This window comes from Microbulbifer aggregans (assembly GCF_001750105.1).
Classification (GTDB): domain Bacteria; phylum Pseudomonadota; class Gammaproteobacteria; order Pseudomonadales; family Cellvibrionaceae; genus Microbulbifer; species Microbulbifer aggregans.
Genome location: NZ_CP014143.1, coordinates 2,978,325 through 2,993,631 on the forward strand (window position 1 = coordinate 2,978,325; position 15,307 = coordinate 2,993,631).

A 15,307-nucleotide genomic window follows, 5' to 3' on the forward strand; every position below is an offset into this window, starting at 1 on the left:
GTTTGGGCCAGTTTATCACCTTTTTCCGCGGTTGCAGGCACCCGGCAACCGCGACCAAGGGTCAAAAAAAACCGGTGCAGAGCACCGGTTTTTTCGGGAGAACCGCATTCCTTAGAAGCGGTAATCCAGATTAACACCAACCACGCGACCGCGGGATGGGTCAGTCTTGGTTGCGGGCAGGTTGTACAGTGCCTCGGCGTAGCCCCAGTGGTAGTACTCCTCACCAGTGAGGTTCTCGGCATAAATGCCTGCAGTCCAGCTGTCACTCGGCGCGGTCAGTGCGACGCGCATGTTGAACACATTGCGTGCATCCAGCCTCACGTCGTCAGTGTTTTCCAGGTCGGACCACTGTTCGCCGGTGTAGGTGTACTCACCGGAAACAGAGAGCTCACCCAGGCCGGTGGTGCGACTGTAGGTCAGTACCGCAGCAGAGGAGAACTCCGGGGAGAACGCCATCTGGTTGCCATCACAGGAATCGCAGAACTCAGCCGGCGCACCGGTGAACTCGGTATCAAGCCACGCCATACCCAGGTACAAGTCGAGGTTATCCGTCAGCAGCCAGCGGGCATCCAGTTCCAGGCCCTGGCCCTGGGATTCACCAACATTCCGGGTGATTGCCGCAGCGCCCACGAAGAACGCCTGCTGCAGATCCTCATAGGTGTACTGGAAAGCGGCCGCGTTCAACGCCAGGCGGTTGTCCAGCAGACGAGCCTTCAGGCCCAGCTCGTAAGAGAGTACGTTCTCTTCATCAAACTTGCTCGGCTCGGCGTTGCTGCTATCCACCTCATAGCCCTGCTCGTCCAGCCACTCGTACTGGCTGTCTTCGGTAGTACCATAGGCAGGATCGGTGATGTTGTAGGACAGGTAATCGAAACCGCCGGACTTGTAGCCGGTCGCCACACTGGCATAGGCCGTCAGTTCGTCGCTCAGCACCTGTGTCAGGGTTACACGACCGGAGACATTGTCCCAGGTGTTGTCGGCCACGATCGGTCCGTTGGTATACATCGCCTGGTAGTTCCAGCCGCCGGTCCAGGTATCAGGCCACGGCGAGTCAACGCTGTAGGACTTCTCGTCCTCAGTGTAACGAACACCCAGACCCAGAGTGGTGGAGTCGGTCAGGTCATAGGTGGTGTTGGCAAAAACGCCCCAGCCGGAGTATTCACCCACGGTGTCGGCTTCTTCGATGGAAAGATTGCCGGGCGCGTACTCCCAGGGATCACCCTCGAAACCAAAGGCTTCGTCGAGAACGTCCTGAGGCAGAGCATCACAGGTCACGAAGCTGTCGAGGCCCTCTTCCCACTCGTCGGCATAGATGCCGTCACAGATGAAGTCCTCGTTATCGATACCGGCAAAATACGCATTGACCTCTTCCTCGTAATAGGAGGCACCCAGCACGTAATTGAACGGCCCGGAGTTATTGGAGGTCAGACGGAATTCCTGGCTGAAGAAATCGCCATTCTGGTCGCGCACATAGGTATCGATATGCTCGGCAGTGCCGTCGAAGTCCTCAACATAGGTGTAGTTGTGGGTCTTGTAACCGGTAATGGAGGACAGGGTTGAACCGCTGGCCAACTCGTGCTCGACAGTCAGGATGACGTCGGCGATCTCGGCCTCATCCTTACCAATCTGGTCGTTGTAGACCTGATCGTAATCGCCTTCCAGAATCGGGTAGTTGTAACCAGCATCGTTGTCGAAGGCGCGATAGATGGTGCCGTCGCTGATACGGTCCTCGTACTGCGCCAGCAGGGTGACTGTGGTGCTGTCAAAACCGTCGTAAACGGTAGTGATGCGCATGGCGTTCAGTTCGCTGGCACCCAGGTCACGGCCACCGGCCAGGTTCTCTACGTGACCGTCTTCCTGGAAGTGCTTACCGGCAAAGCGTACGGAAAGGTCATCACCCAGCGGCATGTCGAGGCCACCCTCGATCTCAGTGCGGCCGTACTGGCCAGCACCTACGGAAACCTCACCAGCCATTGTGTCACCAGGCTTGCGGGACACCATGGAGATGGCTCCGGAAGCGGTGTTACGGCCAAACAGGGTGCCCTGCGGACCTTTGACAACTTCGACGCGCTCCAGGTCGTACATGCTCGGCGTCGCACCGGTGCGGCTCTGGTAAACGCCGTCCAGGAAGATACCCAGTGCCGGATCGCTGCCGCTACCAAAGCTGTTGTTGTTGACACCGCGAACTGATACGGAATCGAAGTAGGAGTCGGTGGTCTCACCAGAAACCCCCGGGGTCAGCGCGAACAGGTCTTTGAAGTCGCTCAGGTTGCTGTTCTTGACCGTGTCGCCGGTAAAGGCGCTAACCGCCATCGGCACATCCTTGAGGGACTCTGCACGCATCTGCGCGGTAACAGTTACCTCTTCAATCTGTGCCGCGGTAGCACCCGTGCTGACAGCAATGACTACGGCACCCACGGCCGAAGCCAGGGTGTTCTTGGTCGTGAACAATTGTTTCTCGTTAACAGGCATGGTCGTCCCCGTGTTGTTTTTATGCAGGGCTGCTCATCCGATACCGCTGATGACAGTACCCAAGTGATAAAACTTGAAGCTTCGTTATCCCACAAACCGAATGATTATTCAAATTTACATTCTGGATTACGGATTCATTGTTTTCTGGCACTGATTTGGTGCAGTTTCAGCTGCCCAACTTGTCCTTCAGGCTGTAGTAGAGCATCCCCGCCACCAGTCCCGGCCACCGGAGCAGCGTGCCGCCAGGGAAGGTCGGTGTCGGAATTTGCGCCAGTATATCAAAACGTTCCTCGGTGCCAGCTATTACTTCTGCAAGCAACTTGCCAGCGAACGTGGCGGTCGGCACACCGTGGCCGGAGTACCCCTGGCTGTAGTAGATATTTGGCTCCAGCCGGCCCAGATGCGGCATCCTGTTCAGGGTAATGGCCAGGGTCCCGCCCCAGCCGTACTCGATGCGGGTATCGGCGAGCTGGGGGTACACCCGCAACATGTACTTGCGCACAAAGCTGCGGATATCCTGCGGGAAGCGGGAGGTATAGTTCTCACCACCGCCGAAAATCAGCCGGTTGTCACCGGATAGCTTCCAGTAGTCAATGACAAACAGGGTGTCCTGGAGGGCGTGATCGTTGGCGATCAGCTCCTGGGCCAGGCTATCCGAGAGGGGCTCGGTGGCCAGAACGAAGTTATTGATCGGCATGATCTTCCCCGCCATGCGGGGCTCAAGGTTACCCAGGTAACCGTTGCAGGCCAGCACCACGTTGCCAGCCCTCACCTGCCCTTTTGCCGTCTCCACCACGCAAGGTGAACCGCCACGGTAGCTGGAGACCCGGCTGTGCTCGAAGAACTGCACTCCAGCGGCCGCAGCGGCATCAGCCAGGCCAAGGGCATAATTCAGAGGGTGCAGGTGCAGGGAACCACTATCGATTTGCGCCCCATAATAACGCTCGGAGCCCACCAGGCTGCGGACCTCGTCTTCGCCGACATAACGCATCTGGTCATAGCCATAGCGTTCCCGCAGCATTTCCACTTCCTGCTCAAGATCACTGTTGTGGCTGCGCTTTGCCGCCAGGTGCATGATGCCCCGCTTGAGATCGCACTGGATGTCGTGCTTTTTGATCAGGGACTCGACCAGCTGAACCGCTTCCACTCCCATATCCCAGAGTTCTTTGGCGGTATCGAAGCCCAGCATCTTCTCGAGGTCTTCCTGCCCTTTTCTCTGGCCAACACCCACATGGCCACCATTGCGCCCCGACGCCCCCCAGCCTATCCGCTCAGCTTCCAGCACCACCACCTTGTAGCCGCGCTCCGCCAGGTGCAGAGCTGAGGACAGGCCTGTGTAGCCTGCACCAATCACGCAGACATCCGCTTCCACGGTCCCCTCCAGCGCTGGATACACTGGTGCTGCGTTCGCGCTGGCGGCATAGTAGGAATCGGTATGCCCGACCAGTTTGCTGACCGTACCTGCGTTATTCATAGATTCTTCTCCAACTGCGTAGGGTCCCCGGGCACCCCAAAAACCGAACAATAATTCAATTTATAATTGAATAATAATTCGGTTTCTTGTCATAATCAAAGCCTGCAATCTGGTTTATTGACCTAATTGCCTCCCGCATCGGCCACCAGGCACCCTTGCCTGTGGACTGTTCGGCCCCATAAAGGCAGCGCCGATACCCCCCGATCCGGGCGTATACTAAAACAATCCCTCCAGGGGGAATCCTTCGACCAAGGTGTAACATGGACAAAATTACAAAGTGGCTGGCAGAGCACAACATCTCTGAGGTGGAGTGTCTGGTGCCCGACATGTCCGGCAATGCCAGGGGCAAATTTACCCCCACGGACAAGTTCCTCACCGAAGACAGCCGGCTGCCGGAAAGCATCCTCGTACAAACCGTCACCGGAGACTATGTCGATGAGCACAACGAGCTTGTCGACCCCGCCGACACCGACATGCTGCTGGTACCCGATCCGGATTCCGTGCGCCTGAATCCCTGGGCTAACGAGCCCACGGCCCAGATCATCCACGACTGCTACACACGGGATGGCCAGCCGCATCCGATCAGCACCCGCAACATTCTCAAGTTCGTACTGGCCAAATATGAGGCCATGGGCTGGAAGCCGGTGGTCGCGCCCGAGGTTGAGTTCTACCTGGTCAAGCGCAACCTGGATCCCGATGAAAAACTGTCCGCCCCGGTTGGCCGCTCAGGCCGCACCGAAAAGACACGCCAGTCCTACAGCATCGACGCGGCCAACGAGTACGAGCCGATCATCGAGGACATGTACGACTTTTCGGAGGCCCAGGGCCTGGACGTGGACACCCTGATCCACGAGTCCGGCACGGCACAGATGGAAATCAATTTCCTGCACGGTGATGCGCTTCGCCTGGCCGACCAGGTTTTCACTTTCAAACGAACCGTACGTGAGACCGCGCTTCGCCACGGTATCTATGCCACATTCATGGCCAAGCCGATGGAAGATGAGCCGGGCAGCGCCCTGCACATTCACCAGAGTGTTGTCGACATCGAGACCGGCAAGAACATCTTCGTGGACGAAGATGGCCGTGAAAACCAGCGCTTCATGCACTTTATTGGCGGCATGCAGAAGTACACCCCGGGCTTCATCAGCTTCTTCGCCCCTAACGTAAACTCGTATCGCCGTTTCACCCCGGAAATCGCGGCGCCCACCAGCCTGCACTGGGGGTATGACAATCGCACGACCGGCCTGCGGGTACCTGACAGCTCACCACAGGCCAAGCGTCTGGAAAACCGTTTCCCTGGCGCGGACTGTAACCCCTACCTGGCAATTGCGACCTCCCTCGCATGCGGGTACCTGGGCATGGTCAATGAAATCGAGCCAACCCCACCCTATAAGGGGGACTGCTCTTCAGAGCCGATCAGTCTGCCCCGCACACAGGAGCACGCGCTCAGCCTGCTGCTCGAATGTGAAGAAGCGGCAGAAATGTTCGGGGAGAAATTTGTACGCGCGTGGAGTGCGATCAAGCGGGATGAATACGAGGAATTCAACCGGGTGATCAGTTCCTGGGAGCGCGAGTACCTGCTGCTCAACGTGTAGCCCACCTACCCCAATAAAAAAGGCGGCCAGATGGCCGCCTTTTTTGTGCGCAATCCTGATGGAAGAAACAGCCGGGATTTCCCTCCGGCTGCTCTATCTCCCCACCCGATTACTTGTGGCTCGGATCCTTCCAGTATTCCTTCACGGTATCTTTCATCTCACGTGCAAGGATGGTGATACCAAAGAGGTTTGGCAGGGTCATGATGACAATCGCCACTGCAGACAGATTCCAGATGATGGTGGTGTCCTCGATGGCCGCCCAGAAAAACGCCAGCACGTAGACCAGCCGGTAAGGCATCACCGCCTTGGGGCCGAACAGGTAGATCATCGAGCGGTCACCATAGTATGACCAGGCGATAGCGGTTGAGAAGGCAAACAGGAGAATACCGAGTGTCACAATCAGACTGCCGTATTCGCCAAAGAAACCGCGCTGGAATGCCACATTGGTCAACGCCACGGAATGCACCAGGGAGTTACCCCAGATTTCCACGTTCTCATTAACGAAGCGGCCATCCCGAACTGTCAACACGCCACTGAAGCTGTCATCGGCAACCCGGTACTCCACGTCCTCGGCAATCGAGCGCGCATTGATCAGGGTGAACTCACCTTCGTTCAGAGCGCGGCCATCGGCCACCACGACAGAACCGTTGAACGGCTTCACTTTACTGTCGCCATTACTCAGGAAGTGGAACAACTCGCTGACATGCTCCTGATCTTCATCGGTGTAGCTGCCCGCAACCGCCACCATGTCTGCGCGCTCGAAGCGGTTCATATGCTTCTCGGTCCAGACCCCGGACGACAGGATCACCAGTCCAGTGAGCGTACAGATGATGATGGTATCGATGAACGGTTCCAGCAGCGAGACCATGCCCTCTGAAACAGGCTCATCGGCACGGGCCGAGGCGTGCGCAATAGGCGCGGAACCCTGCCCCGCTTCATTGGAGAAGAGACCACGATTCACACCGCGGTTGAAGGCATAGGCGAAGCTCGCCCCGAGGAAGCCACCCGCAGCCGCAGAGCCGTTGAAGGCATCCCGGAACACGGCCAGGAAAGACGGCACGATGTTCTGGTAGTTGTAGATGATGACTGCCAGTGCACCGACGATATAGAGCACTGCCATGATGGGTACGATCGTAGAGGTCACCTTGGCGATGCGGGTGATACCGCCGATGATCACCATGCCGAGCAGAACTGCCAGCACCCCACCGGTAAGAGCCTTGTTGAGCCCGAAGGTGTCATACATCGCCTGGGCAATGTTATTGACCTGCGGCAGGCTGCCTGTGCCAAATGAGCTGATAACGGTAGCGATCGCAAACAGCACCGCCAGCCACTTCATATTCAGACGCCGCTCCATGTAAAACATGGGGCCGCCTGCATAGTAGCCGTCCGCTGCCTTGATCCGGTATTTGTGCGAGAGAGTTACCTCGACGAATTTTGTCGTCATGCCCAGGAAGGCGGTGACCCACATCCAGAAGAGCGCGGCCGGCCCACCGAGAAAGATAGCCAGGCCAACACCACCGATATTGCCCGTGCCGACAGTACCGGAAAGTGCGGTTGAGAGTGCCTGAAAGTGAGAGGTATCACCGGGATCACCGGGCTTATCGTACTTGCCCTGCACAATCTTGATCGCATGGCCGAAGTAACGAAGCTGCGGAAAGCCCAGAAACAGGGTAAAGAACAGACCTACACCCAGCAGCACCCAGGGAAACCATGGCGCTGAACCGAGCATCCCATCCATGGACAATAGGATATTGTTAAAGGATTCCAAGCTGACCCCCACTACTCTTATTCGTTTTGCTTGTTTTATAAACAGAAAATTCTGTCAATTTTGCCGGGCAGATTAGCAGTTTACTGTTGTTTATAACAGTAAGGCATAGGCTTACTGCAGGAATCCAAAATGCTCCCGGTGCGGGAAGAGCCCAAAATGCCCTCCTGTATGCACGAAAACCAGATTCTCGCAGTGCCGGTATTGGCCGCGATGCAGCTCTTGCAGCAAACCGTGGAATGCTTTGCCGGTATAAACCGGATCCAATAGCACCCCTTCCAGGTTTGCCACTTCGGCAATGGTCCGGTAGACCGGCTCTTCAGCGATGGCGTAGCCCGGACCGATATAATCCGCATTGACCGAGATATCCAGTGCTGCCGGATCAAAGCCACCGCTGTAGCTGGACGCCCAATCGGCCACATCCTCCCGCACCTTGTCGTAGAAGTACTCGGCACTATCACAGACGGCAAACCCGGTGACCCGAGTCTCTGCCCCCACAAGATGGCAACCGAGCGTGAGCCCCGCCTGGGTGCCCCCACTACCGGTTGCACAGATAATCTGCTCCGGTTCGAAACCCGCCGCCTTGCAGTCACTCAGCAATTCCTCGGTTCCGGAGATATAGCCCCAGATACCGAGCCCATCACTGGCCCCCGTCGGGATACAGAGCGCACGATGGCCGCGCTGCTCATAAAAGTCCCGCCAGTAGTCAAAGAGCTCCGCCTGGCGAGAGAAGTATTCCCGCGGCGGATAGAAAGCACAGGAGGCACCGGCCAGCTGATCCACAAGCAGGTTTCCATCAGCTGCGCCACTGTGTTCGCCGCGGAGAATCAGCTGTACACGCAGCCCAAGCTTGGCTCCCACCAAAGCCGTGGTGCGACAGTGGTTGGACTGAATGCCTCCGCAGGTGATCAGGGTGTCACATCCGCGCTCCCGAGCGGCACCCGCAATAAACTCAAGTTTACGCAGCTTGTTTCCCGACATACCGGATTCGGTCAGGTCATCCCTTTTCACCCACAACCGGGGGCCGCCATGAGGGGTGGAGTGCTTCTCAGTGAGCCGATCAAGAGGCTGAAGCGGAGTCGGCAGTCTCGCAAGACTAATTTTTGAAGGATATTCGAGTGGCATTGTTCTTCCCTAAGCTCGCACGGTTATTGTGCATTTCCTGCCCAAACAAAAAACCCGGCTTTCGCCGGGTTTTTCAGCTGCCGGCCTGGCCGGGAGCGCCGATCTGAATCAGATCTTTTTGATGGTTCCCTTGGGAAGGATTGCGTGCACAGCAACCTTCTGGAAACGCAGCTGGGTATTGTCGGCTACTTCCAGCACGATGTAATCATCATCCACCTTTTCGATGCGCCCCAGCATGCCGCTGGTCATGACCACTTCATCGCCCTTCTTCAGGGCACCGACCAGCTCCTGGTGCTCTTTCTGGCGCTTGCGCTGCGGACGAATAATGAAAAACCACATGAAAGCGAAAAGACCGGCGAACATGATCAGTGTAACCATCGGGTTACCCTGCGGGGCCGGCGCTGCTTCCTGTGCTACTGCGGCGGGAATGAAAAAGCTCATGCAAAACCTCAAAGAGTCAGCCAATAAATTGCAGCCAACTCTAACGGGTTTGCCGGGCGTAGGCAATCAGAGGGGACTGGCGAACAGCAAGACCAGCCCCCTTTCAGCTTAGAAGCGCTGTCGTACCTGCCGGCGATAGCCGGTTGGTGACATTCCAGTCCAGCGCTTGAAGGCACTGGTGAAGCTGGTCCGATCTGAGAAGTCCAGGATGCGCGAGATACCATCAACACTCAGTGCGGTATCCTTGAGGAAATGCACTGCATGACGGAAGCGAACATGGTCGCGGAGAGCCGCGAAACTCAGGTTGTGCTCCTGAAGCCGGCGCTGCAAAGTGCGCGTCGACATACTGAGGTCTGATGCCACCGGTCGAATCGCAAGGGATGCCTTACCGATCCGCTGCTCGAGGACATCGATCACCCTCGCGGCAATTCCAAAGCTGGTGGCCTCCGGCGGGGCCAGCAATTGATCGAGGATGTTGGGATCCCCCGACAACCGCGCCTGCTGGAGAGGCTTATCTTCCGAGAGGGAATCCTGGTCTGGCTGAATCTGGTTCATGAGCTGCTCCTTTTATGTTCCGTGAGCCGCAGTTGTTATTCTGTGTCCGCTTCCTGCGAACCCCTTTTCCTCAACCTGCCCCGTTTACTTCTTGTTAGAGCGGGCTACTACCCGGGTGCCGGGATGCACCTGATACCGACAAAGAATTATTGCTACAGAGCTGTACAGTTTTTAAGCAAACCGCGCCGACCACGTCCCGAGGGATACAACTCTGCATCGGCGCACCTTTCCTTCACACCACCGAGTATAGACCAAGATTTGATAATGCAAGGGGCGACAGCAAAATTTTTTGGTTAATGTCAGGAAAGGGAGATTTGCGCCAAAAGACCAGAAGCGGGGATATTGCGGTGGCCAGATTGGGCCACCGGCGGACAGAAGGCTGAAAACAAGGCGTCTCAGGAGAGGTTTTCACGGATCCAGTTCAAGACCTCATCGTGATGGGTCTTTGTCTTCACCTTGTCGATGATGTGCTGCAGCCGCCCTTCCCTATCGATGATGAAAGTGGTGCGCAGCAAGCCCATGTATTCCTTGCCCATAAACTTCTTGAGCCCCCAGCAACCGTACTTGTCGGCAACCTTGTGATCCTCGTCAGCAAGAAGGTCGAAGTTCAGCTCATGCTTGTCGATAAACTTCTGCAGCTTCGCCTCAGGGTCTGGGCTCAGGCCGAGTACGACTGTATCCAGATCGGCAAACTCTTTCTTGGCATCACGAATTCCGCAAGCTTGAGTCGTGCAACCCGGAGTCAGCGCCTTTGGATAGAAATAAAGCACAACATTCTTGCTGCCCCGGAAATCTTTCAAGGCAACCTTCTCTCCGGCCTGGTTTTTCAGTGTAAAGGCCGGCGCTAAGTTGCCGATTTTCGGAAATGCCATGATTACCCCCTCAACAATAGTGACGAGACCCTGTGCCTAATCAGCAACAGGTCTCAGGTTTTGAAAAACGGCATATTATAGGCGAGGCCTACTTCTGACAGCAGCGCACCAGTTAAAAGTCTTGCACGCTGTAACGGGATTCCTTGCGGGCAAAAATACCGCAGTCACTGAGTTTTTGCACCAGGGCCGCGCGCTCCCCATCAGTAAGAAACTCACCGATTTCCAGACAACCCTCGGGGCCGGCGAAACTGACTGAAGCCGGTTCCGCCGCATTACCACCCATTCGAACGAGGACCAACAAGTTGTCCCGCGAGAATTCCCGATGGTAAAAGCTTTCCTGTCGATGACCCCGACAGCAGTCAAGCACTACGCGCTCACCGCTAATACGGATCACCTCCCGCCGGGTACCCTCCATGTAAACGTAGGCAAACAAAACCCCTAGCAACAGCACTTCTAGACCCGCAAACGGCAGAATCATCCATGCGCCTGCCAGGGCGAAGGCGAGGCTGATGCCCAATGAGACGGCCACCAGGGACACAAACACCCACAAATTACCGGAGAGGGACAGAGACTGGTTGGGGGCGAGGAGAATACAGGCGTTCTTGCGTGATACGCGGCCTACTTCAGTGACCATAGCGACAGAACCCGTTGCATAAGTCCCTTTAGTGTAGACACGGGAATGCAGAGTTAAAAATCGCGCCACCCCCCCCCCCCTCGGCGCAGTCTGCTCACCTGGCGGGCGGGAGCAAAGATCAGGCGGGAGGCAACGATCCCGCGTCGGGCCGCTACCCGGAACTACGATGCTGCCTGGTCGCAGGAAGCTTATTATGAACGTCGTATCACACAGTGCCGGAAATGAAAAACCCGCGGAAGCCGCGGGTTTTTCTAAACGGACAAGCAGAGGTGCTTACGGCAGCAGGTGAGCCACTGCGTCACGCTCTTCTGCCAGCTCTTTCTCGGTCGCAGCCATCTTCTCGCGAGAGAATTCGTTGATGTCTACGCCCTGCACGACGGTCCAGTCGCCATCTTTGCAGGTGCACGGGAAAGAGTAGATCAGGCCTTCCTGGATGCCATAAGAACCATCGCTGTAGACAGCCATGCTGGTCCAGTCCCCTTCGGCAGTGCCCAGGGCCCAGTCGCGCATGTGGTCAATGGCAGCATTGGCTGCAGAAGCGGCGGAAGACGCTCCACGAGCCTTGATGATCGCCGCACCACGCTGCTGCACGGTGGGGATAAAGTCGTTTTCGTACCAATCCTGCTCGACCTTGTCCATCGCCGCCTCACCACCGACCTTGACCTGATGCAGGTCCGGGTACTGGGTGGAGGAGTGGTTACCCCAGATGGTCATGTGAGTAATGTCATTGACCGAAGAGCTGGTCTTGCCCGCCAGCTGGGAAAGCGCGCGGTTGTGGTCCAGGCGGGTCATGGCAGTGAAGTTACGCGGATCGAGGTCCGGCGCATTGCGCTGCGCAATCAGTGCATTGGTATTGGCCGGGTTGCCGACAACCAGGACTTTGACATTGCGGGAAGCAACGTCATTGAGGGCCTTGCCCTGCGCGGAGAAAATGGCCGCATTGGCTTCCAGCAGGTCTTTGCGCTCCATGCCCGGGCCACGCGGACGCGCACCAACGAGCAGCGCATAGTCTGCATCTTTGAACGCCACGTTGGCATCGTCACTCTGGACGATACCGGCGAGCAGCGGGAAGGCACAGTCTTCCAGCTCCATCGCAACGCCCTTCAGGGCTTCCAGGGCCGGAGTGATTTCCAGCAGCTGCAGGATAACCGGTTGATCCTTACCCAGCATCTCGCCGGATGCAATTCGAAACAGCAGAGAATAGCTGATCTGGCCGGCGGCGCCGGTAACAGCAACTCGTACAGGTGCTTTCACGTTAGTTCTCCCTCGTTTGTGAGCGGCCCGCATTATAGAGACTTACGGCCAAATTTCACCTCGGCACACAACCTACTCGACCAAAGTCGTAGCTCGGGGACTGTATTCCGGGCTGATAAGTTGATCAGGCGACTGCCACCGCCTGATAGCGAGACTGCAGAGCCCGATATAGCTGCTCGCTGTAATCGGGGGCAGCTGTGTCGAGCGCGCCGGAGAGTTCCGCCAGATGCTCGTTGTCTTCACGACCCTGCCAGGTCTTTACATAACTGCCATCTTTGTAGCCGTTGTCCTGGCGGAATCGATTGAGGACGTTCTTGCCAACATAGCGTTGGTAGAGTTCTGCGAACTCCAGCTCCACATCAGCCATTAGCTGGGCAAAACCGACCAGGTCGAAGCTCCGGCTCGCAAGGGTGTTCAGCGTGAAAGCCTCCAGGTGCTCGCGGAAATCCCCCGCTGTCGGCTTGGATGCTTGCAGCTCGGCGATCATGCGCTCAGCCACAATTTCCGGAGCGCCGTGCTGCAACTCAAGACTGAGCCCGAAGTGCCAGATATCCACCAGCTCCAGTTTGACCTGATCCATTTCCGGACTCTGCTTCTTCCACCACTTCCAGCCGTAGTGGTCCAACAGTTCGGCACTCTCTACCCAGATAGCGCGGTACCAGGGGAATTTCTGCCCCCGCCAGTCCGCATTTACCACGGAATTGATCTCGTCTTGCAGGCGCAACATCACCTGCAGCTGTTCTTTCATCATGGAAACCCCTTTTGCGGCTCAGGCGGCACGCGGGAAAAGTCGGTAGAAGTTTTCTGTTGTGATTTCGGCCAGTTGCGCATACGGGATGCCGCGCAACTCGGCAATAAATTCTGCCACCTCGCGAACGTAGGCAGGGATATTTGGCTTACCCCGATATGGGACCGGCGCGAGATAGGGAGAGTCTGTTTCCACCAGCAGGCGATCCAGTGGCAACCTGCGGGCCACGTCCCTCAGTTCCTCGGCGTTCCTGAAGGTCACGATCCCGGATAGGGATATGTAGTAGTTGAGGTCGAGTGCTGCCCTGGCCATTTCCCAGCTCTCGGTAAAGCAGTGCAGCACCCCGGCGTGCTCCGGATTGCCATGCTCGCGAATCAGGTCAATGGTGTCCCCGCGCGCGTCTCGGGTATGGACGATGACCGGCAGTCCGGCCCTGCCAGCTGCCTGCAGATGCGAAGTGAAACTCTGCTGCTGGATCTCTCGGGTCTCGGTGCTGTAGTAATAATCGAGCCCCGTCTCTCCCAGAGCGACAACTCCGGGCTTTCCCGCCAGTTCGATCAACCTATTGACGTCCGCCAGGCCGGAATCCACGTCCAGCGGGTGTACCCCCACCGAACAGACGACATCGGGGTGGGCCCCGGCGATGGCAACCACATTCTCCACATTGTCGAGACTGATACCCACGCAAAGGAACTTGCTGACCCCGCGGCTTCTGGCGAGTTCGAGTACGGCATTCAGGTCACCATCAAACTGATCGAGCTTTAGCCGATCAAGGTGACAGTGAGAATCCACCAGTAGCGGAGTCTCGCCGCTCGCTGTCGGGTTACCTTCAGCTTGCGAATGGCCGGGTTCAGAAGACACTTGGTTACCTCAGTTGTCGGGGGAGCGTTACAGCGTATGGGTCGGACGGCTGGATTCGAGAGATCCGGCCAGATAGGTCTCAATTTTGCCCTGCGCGATATTGTCCTTATCGCTGAACTGTACACCGATACCGGGGGTACGGTTTCCCTGGGCTCCGGCGGGTGTGATCCACACGACTTTACCTGCGACAGGGACCTTCTCGGGCTCGTCCATCAGGCTAAGCAGCAGGAATACCTCGTCACCGAGGTTATAGGACTTATCTGTGCTGATGAACAGGCCTCCATTCTTGACGAACGGCATGTAGGCCGCGTAGAGCACTGATTTGTCCTGAATCTTCAGCGATAGGATGCCGTTACGGGCACCGCCCCCCATGCCTTTCATGGCCAGACCTCATTGTTCGTTATTGCCGCTAACTTATCTGAGCCAGTCCGTCGTGTCCAGACAGGGGGTTCCGGTCCTGCTAACCGCCGTAGAGGCGCGTCCAGCGGATCAGGAGCTCCTCCATCAGCAATCGACGGTTGGGGTTGGCGCCACTGGCCAGCGCCTGCCGGGCCTGTAGTAGCTGGTCGTAGAATGAGAATAGCGGTCGCAACGCTTCCTGACCTGAACCGGGCAGGCGCTGGAGGAACCTTCCCAACTGCTCATCCACGCCGCTATCACTGCTCCGGGCCCTCAGCATCTGCACCAACCACTGCTGCCAGAAAAGCAGCAGTTCAGTGAGCTCACACCCATCACCGGGAGTCTCCCAGCGCCCGGCCAGAGTGACCGGTGAAGCCGTCCCCTGCGACAGCCCCGACAGGTCGGCGAGAAACTGTTCGCGCAGTTCCAGTGACTCCGGCTCTGCCAGGGCGAGAGCACGCAACGGCGCCCCACCCGCGACAGCAAGTGCGCTGCGTGCAGACGCCCCCTCCAGCCCCCCATCTCGCAGCCACTGCAGGGCTGACTCCTCGGCAGGAGCAGGGAAAGGAACTGTCTGGCAGCGGCTCCGAATAGTGGGCAGCAGCCCTGCAGGAGCGTCACTCACCAGCAGGAAAATCACCGAAGAGGCTGGCTCCTCCAGGTTTTTCAGCAGGGCGTTGGCGGCATTGATATTCATGGCTTCAGCCGGAGCCAACAGGACTACCCGCGCCCCTTCCCTGCCGCTGGTTTGGCCGACAAACCCACCCAATTGGCGGACCTGTTCAACTTTGATTGGACCGCCCTCTTTCTCCGGCTCAACGCGCAGGAAGTCAGGATGGGAACCCGCTCCCCAAAGCCTGCAGCCGCGACATTCGCCGCAGGCGAGTCCCTGCCGTGGTGAATCGCAGAGCACTAGTGCGGCAAATGCCTCGGCAAACCGTCTCTTGCCAAGCCCCGCTTGCCCGCTCAGGAGCAATGCGTGCGGGCAACGTCCGGCATGCCACTGGGAGCCAAGACGGGTCCAGGCATCCCTCTGCCAGGGCAGTGGCGAGGGTATGGGACTTTTCTGGATATCAGCTTGAGACAACGGTTTGAATTCCTTGTAACCCTTC

At 57.4% G+C, this 15,307-nt stretch carries 14 protein-coding genes; 1 reads left to right on the top strand and 13 read right to left on the bottom strand.

The features are described from left to right. Positions 1–111: 111 nt before the first annotated feature. Together AUP74_RS12970 and AUP74_RS12975 are read right to left on the bottom strand one after the other, a co-directional pair. Positions 112–2,472, bottom strand: coding sequence for a TonB-dependent receptor (locus tag AUP74_RS12970; RefSeq protein ID WP_083260979.1), 2,361 nt, complete (start codon positions 2,470–2,472; stop codon positions 112–114). A 166-nt stretch (positions 2,473–2,638) separates the two neighbouring features. After that, entirely contained in the window at positions 2,639–3,946 is a 1,308-nt protein-coding gene (locus tag AUP74_RS12975; protein WP_069947944.1) for an NAD(P)/FAD-dependent oxidoreductase, read from the bottom strand. A gap of 260 nt (positions 3,947–4,206) precedes the next feature. Between AUP74_RS12975 and AUP74_RS12980 the strand changes: the two genes are divergently transcribed. Continuing rightward, positions 4,207–5,541, top strand: a complete 1,335-nt coding sequence (locus tag AUP74_RS12980; protein ID WP_069947945.1) for a glutamine synthetase family protein — start codon at positions 4,207–4,209, stop codon at positions 5,539–5,541. Positions 5,542–5,650: 109 nt separating this feature from the next. On the opposite strand, the gene AUP74_RS12985 is transcribed toward AUP74_RS12980, so the two are convergent. From AUP74_RS12985 to AUP74_RS13035, 11 genes are all read right to left on the bottom strand, one after another. Next, positions 5,651–7,309, bottom strand: coding sequence for an alanine/glycine:cation symporter family protein (locus tag AUP74_RS12985; protein ID WP_069948886.1), 1,659 nt, complete (start codon positions 7,307–7,309; stop codon positions 5,651–5,653). 111 nt (positions 7,310–7,420) lie between these two features. Continuing rightward, entirely contained in the window at positions 7,421–8,431 is a 1,011-nt protein-coding gene (locus AUP74_RS12990; RefSeq protein WP_069947946.1) for a D-cysteine desulfhydrase family protein, read from the bottom strand. A gap of 108 nt (positions 8,432–8,539) precedes the next feature. Next, positions 8,540–8,872 (bottom strand): preprotein translocase subunit YajC, encoded by a 333-nt coding sequence (gene yajC / locus AUP74_RS12995; RefSeq protein ID WP_069947947.1) that lies wholly within the window; start codon positions 8,870–8,872, stop codon positions 8,540–8,542. Between the two features lie 108 nt (positions 8,873–8,980). Further along, positions 8,981–9,427, bottom strand: a complete 447-nt coding sequence (locus tag AUP74_RS13000; RefSeq protein ID WP_069947948.1) for a helix-turn-helix domain-containing protein — start codon at positions 9,425–9,427, stop codon at positions 8,981–8,983. A gap of 395 nt (positions 9,428–9,822) precedes the next feature. Beyond that, positions 9,823–10,299 (bottom strand): thioredoxin-dependent thiol peroxidase, encoded by a 477-nt coding sequence (gene bcp, locus AUP74_RS13005; RefSeq protein ID WP_069947949.1) that lies wholly within the window; start codon positions 10,297–10,299, stop codon positions 9,823–9,825. A gap of 112 nt (positions 10,300–10,411) precedes the next feature. Then, the gene (locus AUP74_RS13010) at positions 10,412–10,933 is read right to left on the bottom strand and encodes a DUF2244 domain-containing protein (RefSeq protein ID WP_069947950.1); all 522 of its coding nucleotides are present in this window, start codon (positions 10,931–10,933) and stop codon (positions 10,412–10,414) included. A 273-nt stretch (positions 10,934–11,206) separates the two neighbouring features. Then, a complete protein-coding gene (locus AUP74_RS13015) occupies positions 11,207–12,187 on the bottom strand; it encodes a malate dehydrogenase (protein WP_069947951.1) in 981 nt (326 codons plus the stop codon). Positions 12,188–12,311: 124 nt separating this feature from the next. Further along, the gene (locus AUP74_RS13020; RefSeq protein ID WP_069947952.1) at positions 12,312–12,938 is read right to left on the bottom strand and encodes a dUTP diphosphatase; all 627 of its coding nucleotides are present in this window, start codon (positions 12,936–12,938) and stop codon (positions 12,312–12,314) included. A gap of 18 nt (positions 12,939–12,956) precedes the next feature. Beyond that, positions 12,957–13,730 (bottom strand): TatD family hydrolase, encoded by a 774-nt coding sequence (locus AUP74_RS13025; RefSeq protein ID WP_069948887.1) that lies wholly within the window; start codon positions 13,728–13,730, stop codon positions 12,957–12,959. Between the two features lie 93 nt (positions 13,731–13,823). Continuing rightward, entirely contained in the window at positions 13,824–14,177 is a 354-nt protein-coding gene (locus tag AUP74_RS13030; protein WP_069947953.1) for a PilZ domain-containing protein, read from the bottom strand. A 79-nt stretch (positions 14,178–14,256) separates the two neighbouring features. Further along, positions 14,257–15,282, bottom strand: coding sequence for a DNA polymerase III subunit delta' (locus AUP74_RS13035; RefSeq protein ID WP_083260982.1), 1,026 nt, complete (start codon positions 15,280–15,282; stop codon positions 14,257–14,259). Positions 15,283–15,307: the final 25 nt, after the last annotated feature.

Coding starts and splice junctions, on each gene's coding strand:
- yajC (WP_069947947.1), bottom strand. CDS start 8,872: ATGAGCTTTTTCATTCCCGCCGCAGTAGCACAGGAAGCAGCGCCGGCC.
- AUP74_RS12980 (WP_069947945.1), top strand. CDS start 4,207: ATGGACAAAATTACAAAGTGGCTGGCAGAGCACAACATCTCTGAGGTG.
- AUP74_RS13030 (WP_069947953.1), bottom strand. CDS start 14,177: ATGAAAGGCATGGGGGGCGGTGCCCGTAACGGCATCCTATCGCTGAAG.
- AUP74_RS13020 (WP_069947952.1), bottom strand. CDS start 12,938: ATGATGAAAGAACAGCTGCAGGTGATGTTGCGCCTGCAAGACGAGATC.
- AUP74_RS12990 (WP_069947946.1), bottom strand. CDS start 8,431: ATGCCACTCGAATATCCTTCAAAAATTAGTCTTGCGAGACTGCCGACT.
- AUP74_RS12970 (WP_083260979.1), bottom strand. CDS start 2,472: ATGCCTGTTAACGAGAAACAATTGTTCACGACCAAGAACACCCTGGCT.
- AUP74_RS12975 (WP_069947944.1), bottom strand. CDS start 3,946: ATGAATAACGCAGGTACGGTCAGCAAACTGGTCGGGCATACCGATTCC.
- AUP74_RS13010 (WP_069947950.1), bottom strand. CDS start 10,933: ATGGTCACTGAAGTAGGCCGCGTATCACGCAAGAACGCCTGTATTCTC.
- bcp (WP_069947949.1), bottom strand. CDS start 10,299: ATGGCATTTCCGAAAATCGGCAACTTAGCGCCGGCCTTTACACTGAAA.
- AUP74_RS13000 (WP_069947948.1), bottom strand. CDS start 9,427: ATGAACCAGATTCAGCCAGACCAGGATTCCCTCTCGGAAGATAAGCCT.